At 70.0% G+C, this 19,636-nt stretch carries 20 protein-coding genes, 1 tRNA gene and 1 pseudogene; 3 read left to right on the top strand and 19 right to left on the bottom strand.

What is annotated here, in order from left to right; all coding sequences use genetic code 11:
* Positions 1 to 7: 7 nt before the first annotated feature.
* The 3 genes from SPHPH_RS20000 to SPHPH_RS0116120 are packed head-to-tail and all read right to left on the bottom strand — an operon-like array spanning position 8 to position 3,161.
* Entirely contained in the window at positions 8 to 724 is a 717-nt protein-coding gene (locus SPHPH_RS20000; protein ID WP_051273065.1) for a gluconate 2-dehydrogenase subunit 3 family protein, read from the bottom strand.
* Positions 721 to 2,427 carry a GMC family oxidoreductase gene (locus tag SPHPH_RS0116125; protein WP_202900672.1) on the bottom strand — a complete coding sequence of 569 codons (1,707 nt, stop codon included), beginning with the start codon at positions 2,425 to 2,427 and terminating at the stop codon, positions 721 to 723. Before SPHPH_RS0116125 ends, SPHPH_RS20000 begins: the two co-directional genes overlap by 4 nt.
* Positions 2,424 to 3,161, bottom strand: a complete 738-nt coding sequence (locus SPHPH_RS0116120) for a 3-keto-disaccharide hydrolase (protein WP_028967624.1) — start codon at positions 3,159 to 3,161, stop codon at positions 2,424 to 2,426. The genes SPHPH_RS0116125 and SPHPH_RS0116120 overlap by 4 nt, the downstream gene beginning before the upstream one ends.
* A gap of 204 nt (positions 3,162 to 3,365) precedes the next feature.
* Between SPHPH_RS0116120 and SPHPH_RS20570 the strand changes: the two genes are divergently transcribed.
* Positions 3,366 to 5,027 carry a glucosamine inositolphosphorylceramide transferase family protein gene (locus SPHPH_RS20570; RefSeq protein WP_156026060.1) on the top strand — a complete coding sequence of 554 codons (1,662 nt, stop codon included), beginning with the start codon at positions 3,366 to 3,368 and terminating at the stop codon, positions 5,025 to 5,027.
* 16 nt (positions 5,028 to 5,043) lie between these two features.
* Here the strand turns inward: SPHPH_RS20570 and SPHPH_RS19990 are convergent, their stop codons facing one another.
* Both SPHPH_RS19990 and SPHPH_RS0116105 read right to left on the bottom strand, forming a co-directional pair.
* Positions 5,044 to 6,030, bottom strand: a complete 987-nt coding sequence (locus SPHPH_RS19990) for a glycosyltransferase family 2 protein (RefSeq protein ID WP_037488726.1) — start codon at positions 6,028 to 6,030, stop codon at positions 5,044 to 5,046.
* 154 nt (positions 6,031 to 6,184) lie between these two features.
* Positions 6,185 to 6,274, bottom strand: a tRNA-Ser gene (locus SPHPH_RS0116105).
* A 158-nt stretch (positions 6,275 to 6,432) separates the two neighbouring features.
* Here SPHPH_RS0116105 and SPHPH_RS0116100 point away from each other — a divergent pair.
* The gene (locus SPHPH_RS0116100; protein WP_037489792.1) at positions 6,433 to 7,197 is read left to right on the top strand and encodes a DUF1134 domain-containing protein; all 765 of its coding nucleotides are present in this window, start codon (positions 6,433 to 6,435) and stop codon (positions 7,195 to 7,197) included.
* 21 nt (positions 7,198 to 7,218) lie between these two features.
* On the opposite strand, the gene SPHPH_RS0116095 is transcribed toward SPHPH_RS0116100, so the two are convergent.
* Positions 7,219 to 8,553 (bottom strand): dihydroorotase, encoded by a 1,335-nt coding sequence (locus SPHPH_RS0116095; RefSeq protein ID WP_028967622.1) that lies wholly within the window; start codon positions 8,551 to 8,553, stop codon positions 7,219 to 7,221.
* A 54-nt stretch (positions 8,554 to 8,607) separates the two neighbouring features.
* On the opposite strand from SPHPH_RS0116095, the gene ygfZ reads away from it, so the two are divergent.
* Positions 8,608 to 9,348: a CAF17-like 4Fe-4S cluster assembly/insertion protein YgfZ gene (gene ygfZ / locus SPHPH_RS0116090; RefSeq protein WP_028967621.1), complete on the top strand. Its 741-nt coding sequence runs from the start codon at positions 8,608 to 8,610 to the stop codon at positions 9,346 to 9,348.
* A 250-nt stretch (positions 9,349 to 9,598) separates the two neighbouring features.
* Here ygfZ and SPHPH_RS0116085 read toward each other — a convergent pair whose 3' ends face one another.
* The 13 genes and pseudogenes from SPHPH_RS0116085 to SPHPH_RS0116025 form a co-directional block, all read right to left on the bottom strand.
* The gene (locus SPHPH_RS0116085; protein ID WP_028967620.1) at positions 9,599 to 10,723 is read right to left on the bottom strand and encodes an OmpA family protein; all 1,125 of its coding nucleotides are present in this window, start codon (positions 10,721 to 10,723) and stop codon (positions 9,599 to 9,601) included.
* Between the two features lie 131 nt (positions 10,724 to 10,854).
* A complete protein-coding gene (locus SPHPH_RS0116080) occupies positions 10,855 to 11,358 on the bottom strand; it encodes a DUF2793 domain-containing protein (protein ID WP_028967619.1) in 504 nt (167 codons plus the stop codon).
* 2 nt (positions 11,359 to 11,360) lie between these two features.
* Entirely contained in the window at positions 11,361 to 13,508 is a 2,148-nt protein-coding gene (locus SPHPH_RS0116075) for a phage tail protein (protein ID WP_028967618.1), read from the bottom strand.
* A 1-nt stretch (position 13,509) separates the two neighbouring features.
* Entirely contained in the window at positions 13,510 to 13,923 is a 414-nt protein-coding gene (locus SPHPH_RS0116070; protein ID WP_037488722.1) for an NlpC/P60 family protein, read from the bottom strand.
* On the bottom strand, positions 13,920 to 14,723 hold the full coding sequence (locus SPHPH_RS0116065) for a DUF2163 domain-containing protein (protein ID WP_028967616.1): 804 nt from the start codon (positions 14,721 to 14,723) through the stop codon (positions 13,920 to 13,922). The genes SPHPH_RS0116070 and SPHPH_RS0116065 overlap by 4 nt, the downstream gene beginning before the upstream one ends.
* Positions 14,720 to 16,960: a DUF2460 domain-containing protein gene (locus SPHPH_RS0116060; RefSeq protein WP_028967615.1), complete on the bottom strand. Its 2,241-nt coding sequence runs from the start codon at positions 16,958 to 16,960 to the stop codon at positions 14,720 to 14,722. The genes SPHPH_RS0116065 and SPHPH_RS0116060 overlap by 4 nt, the downstream gene beginning before the upstream one ends.
* Complete coding sequence (locus SPHPH_RS0116055; protein WP_028967614.1) at positions 16,960 to 17,514, bottom strand: hypothetical protein; 555 nt, start codon at positions 17,512 to 17,514, stop codon at positions 16,960 to 16,962. The genes SPHPH_RS0116060 and SPHPH_RS0116055 overlap by 1 nt, the downstream gene beginning before the upstream one ends.
* Complete coding sequence (locus SPHPH_RS0116050) at positions 17,507 to 17,701, bottom strand: phage tail assembly chaperone (RefSeq protein WP_028967613.1); 195 nt, start codon at positions 17,699 to 17,701, stop codon at positions 17,507 to 17,509. Before SPHPH_RS0116050 ends, SPHPH_RS0116055 begins: the two co-directional genes overlap by 8 nt.
* A pseudogene (locus tag SPHPH_RS19985) lies at positions 17,698 to 17,999 on the bottom strand (GTA-gp10 family protein). Before SPHPH_RS19985 ends, SPHPH_RS0116050 begins: the two are co-directional and overlap by 4 nt.
* Positions 17,996 to 18,403, bottom strand: coding sequence for a phage tail tube protein (locus SPHPH_RS0116040; RefSeq protein WP_028967612.1), 408 nt, complete (start codon positions 18,401 to 18,403; stop codon positions 17,996 to 17,998). Before SPHPH_RS0116040 ends, SPHPH_RS19985 begins: the two are co-directional and overlap by 4 nt.
* A complete protein-coding gene (gp17, locus tag SPHPH_RS19980) occupies positions 18,370 to 18,792 on the bottom strand; it encodes a tail completion protein gp17 (RefSeq protein WP_156026058.1) in 423 nt (140 codons plus the stop codon). The genes SPHPH_RS0116040 and gp17 overlap by 34 nt, the downstream gene beginning before the upstream one ends.
* Positions 18,780 to 18,944: a hypothetical protein gene (locus SPHPH_RS21250; protein ID WP_156026056.1), complete on the bottom strand. Its 165-nt coding sequence runs from the start codon at positions 18,942 to 18,944 to the stop codon at positions 18,780 to 18,782. Before SPHPH_RS21250 ends, gp17 begins: the two co-directional genes overlap by 13 nt.
* Positions 18,941 to 19,453 carry a head-tail connector protein gene (locus tag SPHPH_RS0116025; RefSeq protein ID WP_051273060.1) on the bottom strand — a complete coding sequence of 171 codons (513 nt, stop codon included), beginning with the start codon at positions 19,451 to 19,453 and terminating at the stop codon, positions 18,941 to 18,943. The genes SPHPH_RS21250 and SPHPH_RS0116025 overlap by 4 nt, the downstream gene beginning before the upstream one ends.
* Between the last annotated feature and the right edge of the window lie 183 nt (positions 19,454 to 19,636).

Below are 19,636 nucleotides of genomic sequence, written 5' to 3'. Positions count from 1 at the left end.
TCCCGGGTCAGGCCCGGGATGACGAAGGCATCGACAACTTCAACGATGCCAGCAACGCCGCGAAATGCGCCTGCGCTTCGGGCGTCGGCCCCGGATACGGCCCCTCGGTCGGTTGGTCGCCGATATAGCCCATATCCGCCTTGCCTTCGGGCAGGCTGTAGAAGCCCAGCACGAACAGGTTGCGCAACCGATCCATGAACGCGACCGGCTGCGCCATCGCCGCGCTCGGTGTCTCGACCGTCAACGCATCGAGCAACGTCGCGCGCTGCGCCGCCGTCCCCGCCGCGAAGTCGCCGCCATGCAGCACGCGGCTCTGCGCATCCAACCACGCCAGCCCGGCGAGGATCTTGACGCGATCCTCCTGCTGCTGCGAATACGGCGCGCTGATCCACTCGTCGATGAACGCCCCCACCCCCAGCGTCCCTGCCCCCGGCGAAGCGCCATCGGCGGGCAGGATCATGTCGCCCAGCATGTCGATCGTCGCGCGCTGCGGCTTGGTCAGCGTCAGCGGCCACGGCACCTTGGGCGCGGTCAGATCGGGATCGCGCCCATAGCCCTTGGCCGCCAGCATCGGCGCGACGCTCGCCGGCCAGTCGACCACCTTGAACGGCGGTGCCGCGCCGGCCGCCTGCGACACGGCGGCAGCGGCGACACCGCGGTTGGCGAGCGACAACGCGGTCGCGGTGGCGAACCATTGCAGCGTCGTGCGGCGGGTGAAGGTCATGCCAGCGCTCCTGACGACAGACGGGTGGCGAGCCGCTCCGACGCGCGCAGCGCCAGCGCAAGGATCGTCAGGGTCGGATTCTTGTGCGGCCCGGAGGCGAAGGTCGCGCCATCCATCAGCACGACATTGTCGACGTCCCACGTCTGGCCATAGCTGTCGACCACCGACGATTTCGGGTCGGCGCCCATCCGCGCCGTGCCAAGTTCGTGGATGATCTCGCCGCCCGCGGTCATGATCTGCTCGGGCGGCAGGTCGGGATCGAGGATCGTGCCGTTCAGCCGCTTGAACACCGAATGCGCGGCGCGGCGGCCGTGCGCGACCTGATTGACCTCGTGTTTGGACCAGCGGAACGCGAAGCGCAGCACCGGGATGCCGAACTTGTCCTTCACAGTCGGATCGATCTCGCAGAACGTGTCCTTGTTGGGGATCATCTCGCCGCGCAGCGTCAGGTTGATCGTCGCGCCCGAGGCGTTGCGCACCGCCTGTTTCAGCCCCTTGCCCCAGACGCGCGGCAGCGCCGCCTCCGCCGGAATGCCGAACCGCCCGCCGATCTCGAAATGATAACCGCGCGCGAAATCCAGCTCGCCGCGCTTCTGCTGCTCGTACAGCCAGAACGGGATGTAGATATGCTGCCCCCCGATCCCGTCCTCATTGTAGCGCGGCCGGCCGGCGAGGCCGGGGATGAAGGCGCGGAACGACGCGCCGGTCGAATCGGTCAGGTTGCGCCCCAGCTGGCCCGACGAATTGGCGAGCCCGCGCCCCGCTTCGCCCGAATTGAGCAACAGCCGCGTCGTCTCGCCGGTGCCCGCCGCAAGCACCACCGCACGCGCCGTCACCTGATGCCGCTGCCCGGTCTTGCGGTCGACATATTCGACCCCCGTCGCCCGACCGCGCGCGCCCGTCACGACGCGTGAGACCATCGCGTCGGTGACGACGCGTAACTTGCCGGTCGCCTTGGCCATCGGCAGCAGCGAGGTGGTGGTCTGGAACATCGCGCCGATCGTGCAGCCGCGCGTGCACGGTGTCGCGTTGAAGCAGGCGCTGCGCGGCGCGACCTTGTCGGGCATGTCGCGCGTCAGCACCGCGGTGTGTGCCGCGCGCACCGGGATGCCGAGGCTTTCGGCGGCGGCGGTGATGAGCAGTTCGGGCACGCGCGGCTTGGGCGGCGGCATCAGGCAGCCGGCGGGCGAGTCCGGGTGGTTCTCCAGCCCGATCGGCCCGCCGTTGACGCCGATCATCCGCTCGACGCGATCGTAGAAAGGCGCGACGTCGTCATAACCGATCGGCCAGTCGACGCCGAGCCCGTCACGCGAAAACGGTTTGAAGTCATACGCGCCGAACCGCGGGACATGCCGCCCCCAATGGTTGGTGCGCCCGCCCAGCATCCGCGGACGCCACCAGCGGAAATCGCTGCCCTCGGTCATCGTATAGGGCTCGCCCTCGACCTGCCAGCCGCCGTCGACCGTGGCGTCGAAATAGCCGAAGGGCTTGTCGGCGGTGCCGGTCCCGCGCAACGGCGCGTCGCTCTCGGGCGCGAACATGTTGACCTCGGCCTGCGGATCGTAATCGCGCCCGGCCTCGAGGATCAGGCAGCGCACGCCGGCCTTGGTCAGCGTATAGGCCGCCATCCCGCCCGCCGCGCCGGAGCCAACGATGATCACATCGACGGGGGTGTCCGCAAACTTCGGCGCTGCTTTTGTCACTCGCCGCCCCCGGTTGCCGAGGCTCCGATGCGGCGCAACTTAATGTTGCGGAACGCCACCGGCTCGCCGTGATCCTGCAACCCGATCACCCCGCTGTCGAAGGTGCCGAAGTGCGGCATCTTCGCAAACTTCGACCCCGCCACCCGCTGCCGCCACGCGTCGTCGCCGTACGAGACGTCGGCGGTGGGCGTACCGTTAAGCCATTGGCGAATCCGGCCGTTCTGGACGAGCAGCCGCGCATGGTTCCACGTGCCCGCCGGCTTGGAGACGCCGGCCGGCGGCACCGTCATGTCGTACAGCGATCCGGCGCGATGCGTCGGGATCTTGCCATCGGAATGCCCTGCGTCGTCAAGCACCTGCATCTCCAGCCCGGTCTGGTAGAGCAGCGGCGCGCCATCGACGGCGCGCGCCAGATACAGCACCCCGCTGTTGCCGCCCTTCTCGACCTTCCAGTCGAGCGTCAGTTCGAACGCGCCATAGGGATCGGTGGTGACCAGATCGGTCCCGCTCATCTTGCCGTCGGCCTTGGTCAGCAGCAGCGTCCCGTTGCGCACCGTCCAGGTCGAGGGCGCCGGGCCACCCCCGAACGCGCCCCAACCCGACAGGTCACGCCCGTTGAACAACAGCTTCCAGCCCTGCGCACGTTCCGCGGCGGTCAGGCTGTTGTCCTTCGCCAGCGCAACGCCCGGCGCCATCATCACCAGCGCCGCCGCGATGCCGATACCCAGTCGCATCTTCACTCTCCCACCATGTCCGCGCGCCGAAGGCCGCCTTTGCCCCAAAGGCTTAACGGCTTCGCCCCTGTTTACAAGGAAGGTCGGACGTTTGCGCGGAAGCCCTTCAACCGCCGCGCGCGGCCTGCATCGCTTCGCCCGGCGCGCTTGCCGATGGCCAATTTCGACATCGACTATGCGACCGTTTCAGACCATGAACCGGGCATGCAGCCGCCACCTCTTCGTTTCGTCGTCCTGTGCGACGGTCTCGACTTCGAACAATGGCAGGCACGCAGCATTACCGAAGCCGTCGATGCGGGCGTCGCCGTGCCCGTCGGGGTGGTGATCCGCGCGGCTGACGCGCCGCCGGACAACAGCCGCCGCTGGGCTCGGCGCTGGCAGGCGCGTCATCTGGCGATCTGGCGCGTCTTCGACCGCTTCTACACACGCCGCCGCAGCCGCGCGATCGCGCGCGTCGATCTGTCGGACGTGTTCGCCGACGTCCCGCAATGTCGCGATACCCCGGTCAAGCAGGGCAAGTTCGGCGAAGCCTTGAGCGACACCACGCTCGATTTCGTCCGCGCGCTGGCGCCCGATTTCGTGCTCCGGTTCAGCTACGGCATCGTGCGCGGCGAGATCCTCACGCTGCCCACCTACGGCGTCTGGTCGTTTCATCATGGCGATCCGACACGGTATCGCGGCCAGCCGCCCGGCTTCTGGGAGCTGGCGGAGGGATCGCCGGTCGCCGGAAGCATTCTGCAGGTGCTCAGCGACGAACTGGATGGCGGCAGGATTCTTTGGCGGGGCATGTTCCAGACCAACCGCTCCTCCTACGTCAAGACGCGCGACACTCTCTATCTCGGCAGCGCGTCGTGGGTGCGGACGACCTGCGCCGCCGTTCTCGCCACCGGGCGTCTCCCCACTGCGCCGGCCGGTCACGGCAAGGGCAAAATCTATCGTCAGCCGAACAACACGGCGATGCTGCGCTTCCTCTGGAAGACGCTCCGCGCGTTCGTCGCGACGCAAGTGACCTATCGCTTTTTCCGGCAGGATTGGACCTGCGGCGTAATCGCCGCGCCGATCGCGGACGTGGCGGGCCTGGCGGGCGCGGAGCGGCAGGCGCAGGCGCTGCGCAGCGTCCGGTGGATGCAGCCGCCGCGCGGTGAATTCTACGCCGACCCGTTCGGCCAGCGGATCGGACCTGGCGGCACCATCCGCCTGTTCTTCGAGCGACTCGACTGGCGAAAGAACCGTGGCGAAATCGCCACCGCCACGTACGCCGACGGTAGCTTCGGTGATGCCCGGACGGTGCTGGAGACGGGAACGCATCTCTCCTACCCGTTCACATTGGAGCTTGATGGCGTGGCCGGGTTCGTCCCGGAGCATGCCGCGGCCCGCGACGTCGCGCATTACGCGACCAGCCCGGCGGGCGAGGTGACCACCAAGACGACGATGCTGCCCGATGCGCCGCTGATCGACACGAGCTTCGTCGACTGGGGCGGGAAAAAGTGGGCGTTTGCGACCAAGGACACCGCCACCCACAACACCGATCTGTTCGTCTTCCATGCCGACAGCCTCGCCGGGCCGTGGCAGGCGCATCCGCTCAATCCGGTAAAGACTGACGTCAGAAGCGCGCGTCCGGCCGGCACGCCGTTTGTGGTCGAGGGCCGATTGTATCGCCCGGCGCAGGATTGCTCGACCCATTATGGCAGCGCCGTATCGATCAACGAAGTGCTGACGCTGAGCGAGACCGGCTTCGAGGAACGCGTCGTGGCGCGGGTCGAGCCGCGGGTGGACGGCGGCTACCGCTATGGCCTGCACACGATCTCGCAGGTCGGCGACATGACGCTGATCGACGGCGCCCGCAAGCAATGGGGGTCGTCGTAACCCCCGCGGTCGAGCCTTACTTGTAGGTGACCGGGCGGTGGCGTCGGTTGGTTAGCCGGGCCGCCCAATATTCCAGCACGCCGTGCGCTTCGGCGAATTTGGACACGATGCCGAGCGCGGCGACGCGCACGGCTTCTCGCGTGCCCCACCCCTGTCGCCGGTTCTTCGCGGCCTGACGCAGCAGTTGCGCGGGATAGACAGCCGCCACGACCGCCGCCAACCGCGCATCGACCGCCAACGACGCGACGATCGCCAACGGCAGCCCGACGCCCCAGATCAGCGCGCGCCGGACGATCGCCGTCCCCTGCGGGTCGCGTCCGGCCCCGCCCCGGTCGAGGCACTGACTGATGCCCAGTCCGGCGCGACGGCTGCGCCGATAGAATTGCCCCAGCCGCGTGATATTGGCGTCATGCGCGGTCATCGGCGCGTCCAGCCGCCAGATTTCCCAACCGGCGGCGCGCAACCGGCCGCACATCTCTGGTTCCTCGTGCGCGACCTGATCATCGGCGAACCCGCCGATCTCGACGAACGCCCGCGCGCGGACCAATGCGTCGCCGCCACTGGAGTCCGCCTTTCCGACCGGTGTGTTCCATTCCCGGTCGCACATCGCATTATAGAGCGAACGCTCGGGATGACGCTCGAGCCGACGCCCGCACACGACCGCCACATCCGGACGTGTCGTGAGAAAATCGAGCGCGGCTGGCAACCATTCCGGCATGATCGTGCAATCGCCGTCGACGAACTGGATGAACTCGAGATCGGGCATAAGCTCGAGCGCCTTATGCGCTCCCGCATTGCGCCCGCGAGCGGCGGTCAGCGGCATGTTTGGGCGCAATGCGACCACGTCGGCGCCGTGAGCGCGCGCCACCGCGATGCTGTCGTCGGTCGACGCGGAGTCGGCGTAGACCACAGTGACACCCGCCGTCGCCGAAGCGAGACACTCCGCAAGGCGAGGGCCTTCGTTTCTGCCGATGACGACGATGGCTAGGCGATGCTCCGGCACTCGGCGATCGTATAGCGAGAATTCCGATCCTGCCTAGGCGCTCGACCGGCGATTTGCGTTTGCTCAAACCATCACTGGACATTGCACAGCCGAGACTCCACCCGCGTTCGGCAGCCACATCAACAGATAGAAGATCTCGCGGCGTGCGGGAGTATGGCGGAGACGGAGGGATTCGAACCCTCGGTACGGTTTCCCGTACGACGCTTTAGCAAAGCGTTGGTTTCAGCCACTCACCCACGTCTCCGGGTCGGCGTGAGGCGCGGCTATAGCGAGGGGGATCGCCGCGATCAACCGGGTGCGCAACATTTCCGCATATCGCACCGGCGACTCCGGTCGTCGAGCCGTTCATTGCCGCGACAGCCCCGCTCGGCCTATAACAACACGATGATCGAGGGGGCAGGCATGAAGCGGATTGCACAACGGAGCATCAGGGCGGCGATGCTGATCGCCGCGCTCGTTGGCGCGCCGCTTGGCGCTGCGGCGCAGGTACGGACGATCGATCCCAATGCGGCAATCGACGGCGATGTCTCCACCGCCCCGCCGTCGCGCACCGTGCGCACGCCGACGGCGCCCGCGCCGGCCCGGCCGCTTCCCGCAACGCCGCCGCAGGAGCCCGCGCCCGCGCCACAGGCCCAACCCACCACTGGATCGGAGGTGCGGGCCGACGCGACCACCACCGCTGCCTCCACCTACAAGCGCGACGATCTGATCGCCGCGGGCGAGGGCGTGTTCGGCAAGGGTGCGGAAGGCTTTGCGCAGATCATCGAAAACATCCTGAAGGATCAGGGCGAGCCCAACGCCTATATCGCCGGGCGTGAGGCGTCGGGCGCGTTCATCCTCGGCGTCCGCTATGGCTCGGGGATCATGACCCACAAGGTCGAGGGACAGCGCCCCGTCTATTGGACAGGGCCGTCGGTCGGCTTCGACGTCGGCGGTGATGCCAACAAGGTGTTCGTGCTCGTCTACAACCTCTACGATTCGCACGATCTGTTCACGCGCTTTCCGGGCGCCGAGGGCCGATTGTACTTCGTCGGTGGGTTCGCCGCGACCTATCTGCGCAAGGGCAATGTCGTGCTGATCCCCGTCCGGCTGGGCGTCGGATGGCGCGCGGGGGTGAACGTCGGCTATATGAAGTTCACCGAAACCTCGAAGTGGCTTCCCTTCTGACGCGCGCCTGACCGGCGGGCGTTAGCGCCCGCCGGGGAAGCCGGTCGTCTCGAACCGCATCGGCGCGCCCTGCGGCGCGTCGCCGAGCTGATCCTCCCACATCGCCACCTGACCGCGCACGATCGTTCCGATCGGCTTGCCGGTCAGCTCCATGCCGGTAAACGGCGACCAGCCCGCGCGCGAGCGCAGCCAGCGCTCTTCGATCGTCCAGCGCTTCTTGAGGTCGACGATCGTGAAGTCGGCATCATATCCCGCCGCGATCCGCCCCTTGCCGGTCAATCCGAAAATCCGCTGCGCCCCCGCACTGGTCAGCTCGATGACCCGCTGGAGCGTCAGCCGGCCGTGCGCGGCATGGTCGAGCAGCAGCGGCAGCAGCGTCTGGACGCCCGGCATCCCGCTCGGGCTCGCCGGATAAGGCTTGTTCTTCTCCTCAAGCGTGTGCGGCGCGTGGTCGGAGCCGATCACGTCGGGCACGCCCTGGTTGAGCCAATGCCACAGGCCGTCGCGATGCGCGCCCGAACGGATCGGCGGGTTCATCTGCGCCAGCGTCCCGATCCGCGGATAGGCCTCTTCGCCGGCCAGCGTCAGATGCTGTGGCGTCACCTCGCAGGTCGCGATGTCCTTGTTCTGCCCGAGCAGTTCCAGCTCGGCAGGCGTGGTGACGTGCAGGACGTGGATGCGCCGCCGCGCCGCGCGCGCCAGCCGCAGGATACGCGTCGTCGCGAGCAATGCGCTCTCGTCGTCGCGCCACACCGGATGCGACGACGGATCGCCCTCGATGCGCTCGCCGGCGCGCGCGTTCATGCGGTCTTCGTCCTCGGCATGGATCGCGACGCGCCGGTGCCCGCTCGCCAGCACCTCGGCGAGCCGCGCGTCCTCGCTGACCAGCAGGTCGCCGGTCGACGCGCCCATGAAGATTTTCACCCCCGCGGTGCCCGGCAGCCGCTCCAGCTCCGCCAGATCGCGCGCATTGTGGTTGGTCGCGCCGACGTAGAAGGCATGGTCGCACCACATCCGCCCCTTGGCGCGGGTCAGCTTGTCCTCAATCGCCTCGGCCGAATCGGTGTTCGGCTTGGTATTCGGCATTTCGAAAACCGCGACCACACCGCCCATCACCGCAGCCTCGCTGCCGGTGGCGAGGTCTTCCTTGTGGACCAGCCCCGGCTCACGGAAATGCACCTGCGTGTCGATCACGCCCGGCAGGATGTCGAGCCCGGTGCAGTCGATCGTCCGCCCCGCATCGCCGCGCGCGCCGATCGCGACGATCCGCCCGTCGCGCACGCCGACATCGGCGGCGACGGGGCCGCCCGGCGTATGCACCGTGCCACCGGTCAACAGGAGATCGTAGGTCGCCATCGTCAGCCCTTTCCGGCTCTTTCGCGGGGTCGCCGCTCTCCCTACCTTGGCGTCATGGACGATACCACCCCGGCGACGATGCTGGCCGACCGCGCGCTGCTGCGGCTGTCCGGCGAGGATGTACGCGGCTTCCTTCAGGGTTTGCTGACCAACGATGTCGCGGGCGCGCTCCCGGTCTGGGCGGGGCTGCTGACCCCGCAGGGCAAGGCGCTGTTCGACATGATCGTCTGGGCGGACGGCGACGATATCCTGCTCGACGTCGAGCGGGAGCAGCGTGAGGCGATCGCGCGCCGGCTGACGATGTACCGCCTGCGCCGGGCGATCACGATCGCGCGCGAGGATGCGCTGGCGGTGCATTGGACACGCGACGCTTCCGACCGCTCACCCGACCCGCGACTGGCGGCGCTCGGCGCGCGCTGGATCGCGCCGCCCTCGGCGACCGCGACGGACTGGGATGCACATCGATTGTCGCTCGGCGTCGCCGAGGGCGTCGCGGACCTCGGATCGGGCGAGACGCTGTGGCTGGAGGCGAATGCGCGCGAGCTGAACGGGGTTAGCTTCACCAAGGGCTGTTACGTCGGACAGGAAAACACCGCGCGGATGCATCACCGCGACAAGGTCCGGCGACGGCTTGTCGTCGCCCCAATCGACGAGAGCGATACGCGTAAGCGCTCGGTCTATCGGCCACTGGGCCTGATGGTGACGTTGCGCCGCGTCGAAACGCTCGGCGAAGCGCGCGTGCCGGAGTGGCTGGCGACGGCGATCGGAACCGACGCCGGTGGCGCCCTGAGCTAAGCCCCTACTCCGTCATTGCGAGCGTAGCGAAGCAATCCAGGGCGTCCTGGTCCGGCTCTGAATTGCTTCGCTACGCTCGCAATGACGGCGATTGCCGGGACGAAGGGGTACCTATCCTCGGCGACGATCCGGAGGATTGTCCGGATCAAAGCCGCCGGCCCTCCAAGCTCGCACGCGACCCGCCACCCAACAAAAAAAGGAGGCCGGCTTGCGCCGACCTCCCTCTTTTCGGTCACCGAAGTGATCGACCTTACTGACCCGAACCCGGGCCGTAGGTGATCTCGACGCGACGGTTCTGCACTTCGCGGACGCCATCGGCGGTCTCGACGCGCAGCTTGGTCTCGCCGAACGCTTCGGTCGTCATCACGCCGTCCGGGATACCCTTCGACGCGAGGTACGCCTTCACGCCGTCTGCACGACGCTGCGAAAGGCCCACGTTGTACTTCGCCGAACCCGAGGTGTCGGTGTAGCCCGCCAGCATGACCTGCGCGTTGTTGCAGCTCTGGTACTGGGTAACCGCGTTGTCGAGGATCGACGCCGCTTCCGGGGTGACGTCCGACTTGTTCCACTCGAAGAACACGATGAACGGACCCGGCGAGCAGACCACTTCCGGCGGCGGAGGCGGCGGCGGCGGGGGCGGAGGCGGCGGCGGCGGCGGCGGCGGCGGCGGCGGAGCCGCTTCTTCCGGAGCACCGAAGTTGTACGTCACGCCACCCAGCAGGCTGTGCGAACGGAAACGACCGTCGTACGAGCTGCCACGCGCATCGAACAGCTTGACGTTGTCGGCGTTGAAGAAGCGATACTTCAGCGAAACGTCGACGTTCTCGCTCAGCGGCGCACGGATACCGGCCAGCGCCTGCCAGGCGAAGACGGTGTCCGAGTCGTCGAGGAAGCGATAGGCGTTCGGCGCCGACATGCGGGCCTGGACGCGGGCAACACCCGCACCGCCACCAACGAAGCCCTGCAGGCCGTCGTCTTCGCCGAAGTCCAGCAAACCGTTGACCATGAAGCTCAGGGCCGTGGTACGGCCGCCGACGCCATCATAGGTGCCCGGGTTCGCCTGGGTCGCGCCGCTGGTCGGAACGCCCGCGGTGGTGCGGAGGCTGTCGACGCTCGCGCGGCGGTAGCCGGCTTCGGTTTCGAGGCGGAACGCGCCGAAATCGTAACCGACGACGCCGTCGACGTCCCAACCATAGTCGTGATCGACAGTGGCGGTGCCGCTGCGGCTCGTCGCGGTACCAACGACGCTCCAGTCGATGTCCTCGACGATCATCGCACCGCCTTCAACGCCTACATACCACGCCTTGTCGCGCGCGAGCGCGGGCGTGGCGAGGGCGGTGGAGGCAAGCGCCATGATCATGGCAAGCTTACGCATCATAATCCCCTTTCCTTGGTGTCACTACGGACAGCGCAAACTCACTATCGGAAGGATGGTTTCGTCACAAGCTGACAAATACCGCCCACTGTGGCGCAATTGCCACACGGAAATCGACGCGCATACCGGTGTCAGGCCGCGATAAGTCCATGCTTCCGAAGCATAATCAGGATCGTTTCGACGCAGGCACGAAGTTCGCCGTCAATCGTCGCACCACCAGTCGGCACGATGATCGCCGCACCCTGCGCGCCAACCACCTGCAGGCCATCGATCAGCACCCGCGCGCCGCGCACGTCCCCGGTTTTCCAGCCGTTTGCCTCCCGGATCGCGGTGTGGCCACTCGGCAGATGGCGTACGGCCAGGCCGGGGCGCGGCGCGACGAACCGCCATCCGCCTGACGTCCATCCGGCGATCGCCCCCGCATGCCCGCTCCAGACGCCGGTTGGGGCAGCGCCCACGATCCAGCATTGCCCGGGCTGCGGTGTGGCCGGCGGCGTATTGCGGTCGATCTCCTCGACGCCGGCCTGCACCGCAATGTCGAGCAGCGCCAACGCCTCGTTATGCCACATCTCCTTCTGCGCCTGCCCCGGCGCCAGCAGCGGCAGGCCGAGCCGCGCGCTATCCTCGTCGCTCATCGTCACTCTCCCTCTATCAAGCCGCCGACCGCGGCCGAGGCCGCCAGCGTGCCGAGCTGCCGCACCGTCACCTGCGCGGCGGCCCCCGACACCATCGTCGCGGGCACTGTGACGCCCGCCGCATCGCTCTCGATCACCCGCACGTCCCCGGCATCGCCGATCGTCACGCGGTAACGCTCGCGTTCCTCACCGAGCGGTGCGTCGCCATCGTCGCCCCACCGCCATCCGAGCCGGCTACGGCGTACCCAGCGCACATCCACGTCGCCGTCGCCGCGCCGAAGCGCGCGCAGCCGCACCGGCGACGGCGGCGCGATCGACGCACCCGTCACCGCGATCGACACCGCCACCGGCTCGGCATCGCCAACCCCGCTGGCAAGCAGCCGGATCGTGTCGCCGACCTGCGCCCGCGGCAGCGCGATCGTCGCCACGCACCCGCGCTCGATCAGCGCGAACGCCGTCCCCGCCGCGTGCGCCTGCGCCACGCTCCCGCGCCGGGCGCGCAACAGCGTCGACAATCGCCAGCGGCGCGGCCCGATCTGCTCGGCATCGCGAAACTGGAACAACTCCTCGCCCAGCACCGCAAGGTTGCCGCCGCGGTCGAGCGCGGCGTCGTCGATCGACAACAAAGTGAGCGCATCATGCGCCAGCACCACCTCGATCGTCGCGTGGTGGTCGACTAGCCACTCCGTTCCCGACGCCAGCGCCGCCGCCAATTGCCCGACGATCGCGGGCGCAGCCGTGCTGCCCGCCTCTTCCCAGGACGCGCCATCGTCGCCGCTGGTCAGTAACGCCGCCCCGCGCCACCCCGGCGCGTCGCCGTTCGCCAGCACCGCCAGCCGCAGCGTCTCGCCCCGTCCTTCGTCGAGCGGCGGCAGTTCGACGGCGACCAGCATCGTCGCCGCGACCGGGCGATCCGGCGCCGCCAGCACGCGCCCCGCATCGGCCGGCACCGTCGCTGCGCCCGGCTCCGACGCGCTCCCCGGCGGCGTCAGCGACAACACCACCCCCCGCCCGCTCACCTCGACGCGCGTCACCCGCCATGTCGCACGCTCGCCGGAAAAGCGCAGCGCATCGCCCGGCGCAATGCCGATCGCGGTCGCGTCCAGCGTCACCCGCCGGGTCACACGCGCCCGCTCGGCGCGCTTCATCAGCGCCTGCGCCAGACCGCGCGCCTGCGTCGCCGCCAAAGCGGCGGGCAGCTCCTGCGCCTCCTCGCGCCAGCCGCCACCGGGCCGTCCGGCCTGCTGCACCCCGATCTGGTAATCGCGCGCCGGATCGTAGCAGGAGACACGCACCCGCTGCGGCACCGTCTCGATCGGTTGCCGTCGCTCGCTCGTCGCCGCATCCGCCGCCACCGTTACGGGCGCGTCGGTCGTATCCGCAAAGCGCAGCGCGCCGCCCGCGGGCACGAACCAGCCGCCCGCAATGGTCGCCAGCATCTCCAGCGCACCCGCAACGCTCTCCCCCCCGGTCGCATAGCCCGGCAGCGTCACCTGCGGCCCCGCCCCCACGATCGCACCCGTGCCCAGCGCCCCCGCGATCGCACCGATCGTCGGCGTGGCGGCGTCGCCGATCACCTCGAAGCTCAGCGACGGAATGCGGTTTCCGAACGGCTCCAGCGGCAGGTTCTCGAACACCGCATAGGCCGTTCCCCGATACGCCGGCGCGTGATCCTCCAGCGCGGCGATCAGCGGATCGGGCGCCTGCGCCTCGTCGCCTCGATACAGCCTCATCGTGACCGGCGATTTCCAGTCGCCCGCCGCCCCGCGCAACAGCTTGCCGTCCGCCCAGAAGCGCCCGATCCCGGCGATCGTCCGTCCCGACAGCGCCACCGCGAACGAGGCGGCGTATCGATAGCCCTCGACGCCGGGACGCCCCTTCGCCCCGCGCATCACGCTGCGCGTCTCGATCAGGTCGGTCGCCCAGATCACGCACCCCGCCACGCGCATCGTCCCGAAGACCTTCGCGATCGGCGTGCCATACGAGGACGTCTGTACCTTCAGGTCGGTCAGCCGCGGCCCCGCACGCGTCCGCGTCAGCACCGGCCCCAGCACGCGGCGATCAATCGCATTCCCCAGCAACGCGCCGACGGCGCCGCCCACCGGCCCGCCGACCGCGCTGCCGACCGCGGTCAGCACCAATGTCGCCATATCACCCTCCCTGCGGCGTCCAGCGCCACGCTCCCTCGATCGGCCACGGCACCGGCCCCGGCCGCGCGACCACACGCCGCGCCAGCGCATCGGCGTGGATGATCCCGTCGTGCGCGCGCACCGCCAGATGCAGCTGGGTCGCGGCGACCCGGCACAACAGCACATCCCCCGCCGCCGCGCCGTCACACGCGGTAAGGCCCGGCGGCACCGCCCCCAACGAAACCCGCCCACGCGACGCAGCGTAATCGCGCGGCACCGCCAGATCGGCGCCCGCCCGCCGCAACGCGACACCAACCAGCCCGACGCAATCCAGCCCCCGCGCCGGATCGCGCCCCTGCATCCGGAAGCGCACCCCCACCAACCCCTGTGCGGCGGCAAGCACCCGCTCGCCGCCCTCGCACGCCGGCCCCGTCATCCGCCGGGATAGCGCGTCAGCAGGTCGATCCCGGGCAGGTGCGGTTCGCCACGAAAGTTGACGACGTTCGCGAAGCGCGCCGCGCACGTCGCCAGCCGCCGGTCGCACCCCTCCGTTACCTCGACCAGCGCACCAGGCGCGACCGCCAACACCGGCGTCGCCCGCAGCGTCAGCACCGCCCCCGCCGACCGCTCGATCGCGCTGGTCAGTCCCGCATTCGCGCCCCCGAACCAGCGCAGCACCCCTTCGCCATAGGCATCGGCGACCGGCTCGCCCGCATCCAGCGTCACCGCGACCCCCGCGCACGCGACCACCCGCGCGACGCGGCGGCGCGGTGCCATCGCCACCCGGCACCGCGCATCGCCCAGCGTGGCGCGACACGCCGGCGACGTCGTCTCGTTCGCCGGCCGCTCCAGTTGCGCCTGCCCCCCGCGCAACTCGGCGGTGAAGCCATGCTCGTCCAGTTCGACCTCGCCGATCCGGCCTTCGCCCAGCGGGATCGCCGCGCGCGCCGGATCGCTCCAGTCGACCGCGCAGATCACCACCCGCGCCCCGTCCCAGCGGCCGGCGAGCAGGTCGTCGCGCCGGAACGCACCCGTGCCCAGCGCGCCGCTCACCTCCATCGTATCCGCGTCGAGCCCCTCGCTTCGCACGATCGCCGACGGCACCATCCCCGGCGCGGCGCGATAGGCAACGCCGTCCACCACCAGATCGCGGTCGTGGTCAGTCAGCGCCAGCATCACCCCGTCGCGCCGCTCGACCCGCCAGCACAAGGCCTGCGTCAGCAGTTGATCGCTCATGCCTCGCGCACCTCGATCAGCGGCACGGAGGGCGCAGCCCCGGCCAGATAGGTCGCACGCGTCACGCTCAGATGATCCTCGGCAAAGCGCACCGGCACATCGAACTCATACGAAGCCGCCACCACCGCCCCCTGCGCCGCTGCCGCATCCAGCGTCACCACGCCACCCGCCGCCAGAGTGAAGCCGGTCGTCGCCACACCGTCGACGTAGACGCGCACGCTCCCCGCCACCGGCCGCGTGATCCGCCGCGTCGCCGCGCCATATCGCCGCACCAGCGCGAACTGCCGGGTCACCCCGTCGCCCGTCCCGATCGTCTCCCCGGCCGCGCGCCAGTCGAACGGATCGCGCAACCGGAACCCGCGCGCCGCGCCCATCCGCGCGCGGAAGAACGCCAGCAGCGCCGCGACATCCGCCTCGCTGCGCACCCCCGGCCCGACGTCATAGCGCGTGCGCGCCTCCGCCCAGCCGGCGCTGCGCGTCTCGCGCCCGCCCGCACTGGTCGTCACGCCGGTCGAGAAGGTCGGCGTCACCTCCGCCTCGCGCCCCAGCGCCAGCGGGAACATCACATCGTCGAACGCCTCCACCGCGCCCTCCTCCTGCCAATAGACCAGCCCGTCGCGCAGCACCTGCGGCAGCGCCCACAAATAGACCCGCGCCACCCCGCGCGCCTGCGCCGCCCCCGCCACGATTGCGGCCCATTGCGCGCGATCCGCACCGCGCAGCACGAAGCCGGAAAGATAATCCTGCGCCGTCATAGGATAGCCGAGCCGCGCCCCCGCCACCGCTGTCCCCCGCGCGCTCGCCGCAGTGTCGCCCGCGGTCACCCAGTCGTAATCCTCGAGCTGGAGCACATCGAACGCCGGGGCCGCCCAGCCGGTCGGCAGGTTCATCCGCACCATCTCGGGCGCGGCGGCATCCAGCACAGTCGGCAGGTACGCGAGCAGATAGGTCGTGCACCCCGGTGCCGCCGCCTTCACCGCCGCCGCTAACGCGCTGGTCGACGCCGCCAGCGCCACGCCCGCACGATCCAGCGTCGCGCGCTGCGCCTCGCTCAAGGCGCCGCGCACGCTCGCGATCGCCGTTGGCGCGAACGCCGCTTTCGCGCTGTCGTCATAGAGGCACGGCCGCCCATCCGGCATCACCCACCACCACGGCTCGCCGATCTGGAAATGCGGCGCCAGCCCGGCCGCCGCGCCGATCCCCACGAACGCCAGTGCGATCCCGCGCAGATACGCCATCGCCGCCGCATTGCTCGGCGACAGCAAGGTCGAGGGCGGCACCCACCCGGTCAGCGCGGGCGAGCCATCCATCGCGCGCTGCTTCCATGCCGCGGGGCAATGCGCATCGAACACTTCGTAGGACAGCGACCAGATGACGTCGTAACCAACCGCCTTCGCCCGCGCCGCAAAGTCGCGGTGCCACGCCGCACACGCGACGTTCAGCCCGCCCTCCACCAGTCCGCCGCGCAGCCGGAAATAGTGGCTCATGCCAACGTAGTGGACGATCCCGCCGCGATAGCCGAGCTGCAGCATGTTGCGCAGCAATCGCGCCGGGGTCAGGTGATAGCTGTCGTCATACCCGTTCGCGATCCGCAGATCATGGTCGGGCAGCACCACGTCGCCGATGTCGATCACCGCCCCCGCGCCGTCGCACGCGATCTCGCTCAGCTCGACCCACGCCTCGGCCGGCTCCGCCAACGCCCCGCCCGCGACATCATAGCCCGGCGCGACCAGCGACACGAACATCCGGTCGATGTCGCCCGCCCACACCGGATCGCGCTCGCCGGGCAACAGGAACCCGCCGTCCACCGCGGCAAAGTCGATCGAGATTCGCGCATCCTGCGGCGTCCCGGTCGCATAGTTCCACAGCCGCACGTACCACGCCCGCGCCTGCCCCGCCGCATCGCGCCCCTCGATCGTCAGCACCGGGCCGTTGACTGCGTCCAGCGCCAGCACCCCCGCCGACCGCCACCGGAACGACAACCGGCACGCGCGATAATCACGCGCCGTGTCATAGCGCAGCAGCGGATGATCGTGGCGGTCCGCGCTCTCCCAGATTAGCCCGGCCAGATCGTCGCAGTTATAGAACACCGCATCGACGCGCAGCGCATCGGCCGCAATCGTCGTCACCGCCGCCATCATCGGCCGCGGGAAATCGACCGTCCAGTATACGGGGTCGAAGCGCGTCATCACGCCCGTCGCCTGTCCGGCGCGCGCGTCGGTCAGCCAATGCCCCATCACTCCGCCTCCATCAGCGCCGCGCGCACCGCGCGCGCCACCTGCCGGCTCGATCGCGCCATCGCCTCGGGCGCCGCCGCACCACCGGCATTGATCGTGATCGCCACCCGCACGTCGCGGGCGCCGCCGCTGCCGGTCACCGCCACCTGTCCGCTGCTCGTCGGTACGAACACCTCCGGCCCACGCTCGCCGACCAGATAGGCGCGCCCCGGGCTCACCGGGCCGCCGGTCGCGCGCCCGGGCAACCCAAGCAGCCCGGTCAGCACGCTCACCAGCCCGCCGCCGCCACTGCCCAGCACGCTGGTGATCCCCCTCTTCAGCGCCGCCGTCGCGATCTCCCCCAGCGCGTGCAGCGCCACGGACTTCAGATCGTCGAACCCCAATTTACCGGTCCGTACCGCACGCGCCAGCGCAGTTTCGACCGCCCGCCCCGCGCGCTCCGCACCGCTACCCAATCCGCCCTCCAGCGTCGCACGCATCGCCGCCACGTCGCGCGCGAATCCGCCGGTGTCGGCGCGCACGCCGATCACCAGCCGCTCGATCTCGTCATCCATCGGGAAAAGCCTCCTGCATCGCCGCGATCGTCGCGGCATCGGGGGGCGTCGCCGCGTCGGGGGCGCACGCTTGCACCAGCGCCGCCAGTTCCGCGGGTGTCGCCCGCCAGAAATCGTCCGGCCGCCATCCGAACACCACCCCCGCCAGCCCGGCCAGCCGCCCCGCCGCTTCGGCGAAACTCCTCATCGCCCCGCGAGGATCTGCGTCAGAAGCACCTTGAGCGCCGGGGTCGCCGCACTGACCCCCGCCGCCACCACCGCTTCGCCCAGCGCCTCGCGCGTCAAGGCCGGGGTGCCTCATGCCGGCAATGCCAGAACAGGCTCACCAGCTCCTCAAGCCGCAGCAGCCCCTCCGCCGCCCGCTGGACCAGCGCGAACAACGGCCCCAGTTCCTGCTCCGCCGCCACCAGCGCCGCGAACGTCGGTCGCAGCACCAGCATCTCCCCCGCCACCCGCACGGCGGCTTCTCCGCGAACGGGGTTCATGCGCTCACCACCGCGCCGGAGCTTTCCAGCGCCAGCGTGTAGCTGCGCTCGCCGCTGTAATCCCCGGCATAGTCGAGCCGCGTGACCAGGAACCGCCCGGTCATCGTCTCGCCGCTCTCGAAGGTCAGCCGGTAATCGTCGAGCGTCCCTGCCAGCGCGCTCGCCTTCACGCGCTGTTCCGCCGCCGATCCGGTGAACACCCCCGCTGCGGCGACGCTGACCGAGCGCACCCCCGCGCCCGACAGCAGGTCGCGCCACCCGCCCGAATCCTTGCTGGTGATCGCCACCGCCTCGCCGTTGACGCTCAGCTGCGTCGTGCGCAGCCCCGCCACCGTTCGATACGTCACCGGGGTCGCGCCATCGCCGACCTTCAGCAGGAACGCACTGCCCTTTTCCGCCGCCATCTCAATCCTCCGCCATGATCCGCACCCGCACGTCGACCAGCGCCGACCAGCGCCGACCAGCGCCCCGCGCTCTCGCTCACCAGCACGTTGCGCAGCGGCACCGCCGTCACCACCCGCCACCCCAAGACGCCGGGCAGCGACAGCAGCGCCGCCTGCGCGTCCGCCGCCAGCGCCACCGCGCGCGCACCGCTCTCGCCCGCATCGCGCACCGCTACGCCGATGCGCAGTTCGCGCCCGGCGCGGTCCTTCGTCCCCCAGTCGATCTCGCTCCATTCGCGCAGCGTCAGGAACGGCACCGTCCCTTTCTCCGCAGCGCTTTCGAACACCCGCGTCACCGCCACCTTCTCGCGCAGCCGCGCCAGCACCGCCGCGCGCATCAGTGTCGCCACCACGCCAGCGATGGATCCTCGACCCAGCGCCGCTTCAGCCCCCGCGCGCCGACCTCCACGCCATCGTCCCGCGCGACGATCTCCGCCTCGGGCAGCACGTCCCGCAACCGCGCCACCACCCGCGCGCGCACCCGCTCGACCGCGCGCTTCATGCGTGCACCGGCTGCGCCAGCGCGACGCTGCGGAACGGTCGCCACAAGGCGCTGACCGCCGCCGGAACCGGCGCGCTCCCCGCACGGTCGCTGAACAGATGCGCGGCAAGCATCGCCACCCCCTGCCGCAGCGGCGCGGGCAACCCCGGCCAGCCGCTCGCCAGCCCGGCGGTAAAGGTGACGCGCAACGCGCCCTCCCCCTTCACCCATCCGACGCCCTGCGCATCGATGTCGACCGCGACGCCGTCCGCGACGATCGCGCGCACCGGCGCGGCGGGCAGCGCCTGCCATCCGGATGCCGCACCCAGCTCCGCCACCAGCTCGCGCACGATCAGCACGCGCCCGGTGAATTGCTCCGCCAGCCCCAGCGCCGCCTCGACGAACGCCAGCGCCAGCGCATCGTCGTCGATCGTCGCCGCCCGCAATTCCGCGCGCACCGCCGCCAGCGCGAGCGCACGATCCCCCGCCCCCAGCGTCACCACGCCGGGCGCTCCCGCCACCAATGTCATGTTAAAGCTCCCATCACCCCGGCGCCGGCCCGGGTCCATCTCGCCACGCACAGCCCCCTTCGTCATCCCGGACTTGATCCGGGATCCCGCTTCTTCTTCGCTCGGCCAAGAAAGCGGGGCCCCGGATCAAGTCCGGGCGACGAAAGAAAGAATCGTCGGGTCGCAACCAACGACCCGTCACGA

Origin of the sequence: Sphingomonas phyllosphaerae FA2 (assembly GCF_000427645.1) — a bacterium.
In the GTDB taxonomy this organism is placed as follows: domain Bacteria; phylum Pseudomonadota; class Alphaproteobacteria; order Sphingomonadales; family Sphingomonadaceae; genus Sphingomonas; species Sphingomonas phyllosphaerae.
Note: the sequence above shows the minus strand (reverse complement) of the source record. Positions and strands in the feature narration are given on the sequence as shown.

Bases quoted from the DNA above. Each gene is read 5' to 3' on its own strand.
- SPHPH_RS21250 (WP_156026056.1), bottom strand. From the start codon at position 18,944: ATGAAGCGCGCGGTCGAGCGGGTGCGCGCGCGGGTGGTGGCGCGGTTG.
- SPHPH_RS0116120 (WP_028967624.1), bottom strand. From the start codon at position 3,161: ATGCGACTGGGTATCGGCATCGCGGCGGCGCTGGTGATGATGGCGCCG.
- SPHPH_RS20000 (WP_051273065.1), bottom strand. From the start codon at position 724: ATGACCTTCACCCGCCGCACGACGCTGCAATGGTTCGCCACCGCGACC.
- SPHPH_RS0116095 (WP_028967622.1), bottom strand. From the start codon at position 8,553: ATGGCGACCTACGATCTCCTGTTGACCGGTGGCACGGTGCATACGCCG.
- SPHPH_RS0116070 (WP_037488722.1), bottom strand. From the start codon at position 13,923: ATGACGGGGCCGGCGTGCGAGGGCGGCGAGCGGGTGCTTGCCGCCGCA.
- SPHPH_RS0116100 (WP_037489792.1), top strand. From the start codon at position 6,433: ATGAAGCGGATTGCACAACGGAGCATCAGGGCGGCGATGCTGATCGCC.
- SPHPH_RS20570 (WP_156026060.1), top strand. From the start codon at position 3,366: ATGCAGCCGCCACCTCTTCGTTTCGTCGTCCTGTGCGACGGTCTCGAC.
- SPHPH_RS0116060 (WP_028967615.1), bottom strand. From the start codon at position 16,960: ATGGGGCATTGGCTGACCGACGCGCGCGCCGGACAGGCGACGGGCGTG.
- SPHPH_RS0116025 (WP_051273060.1), bottom strand. From the start codon at position 19,453: ATGACATTGGTGGCGGGAGCGCCCGGCGTGGTGACGCTGGGGGCGGGG.
- SPHPH_RS0116040 (WP_028967612.1), bottom strand. From the start codon at position 18,403: ATGGCGGCGGAAAAGGGCAGTGCGTTCCTGCTGAAGGTCGGCGATGGC.
- SPHPH_RS0116080 (WP_028967619.1), bottom strand. From the start codon at position 11,358: ATGAGCGACGAGGATAGCGCGCGGCTCGGCCTGCCGCTGCTGGCGCCG.
- SPHPH_RS0116085 (WP_028967620.1), bottom strand. From the start codon at position 10,723: ATGCGTAAGCTTGCCATGATCATGGCGCTTGCCTCCACCGCCCTCGCC.
- SPHPH_RS0116050 (WP_028967613.1), bottom strand. From the start codon at position 17,701: ATGAGGAGTTTCGCCGAAGCGGCGGGGCGGCTGGCCGGGCTGGCGGGG.
- ygfZ (WP_028967621.1), top strand. From the start codon at position 8,608: ATGGACGATACCACCCCGGCGACGATGCTGGCCGACCGCGCGCTGCTG.
- SPHPH_RS0116065 (WP_028967616.1), bottom strand. From the start codon at position 14,723: ATGAGCGATCAACTGCTGACGCAGGCCTTGTGCTGGCGGGTCGAGCGG.
- SPHPH_RS0116075 (WP_028967618.1), bottom strand. From the start codon at position 13,508: ATGGCGACATTGGTGCTGACCGCGGTCGGCAGCGCGGTCGGCGGGCCG.
- SPHPH_RS0116055 (WP_028967614.1), bottom strand. From the start codon at position 17,514: ATGGATGACGAGATCGAGCGGCTGGTGATCGGCGTGCGCGCCGACACC.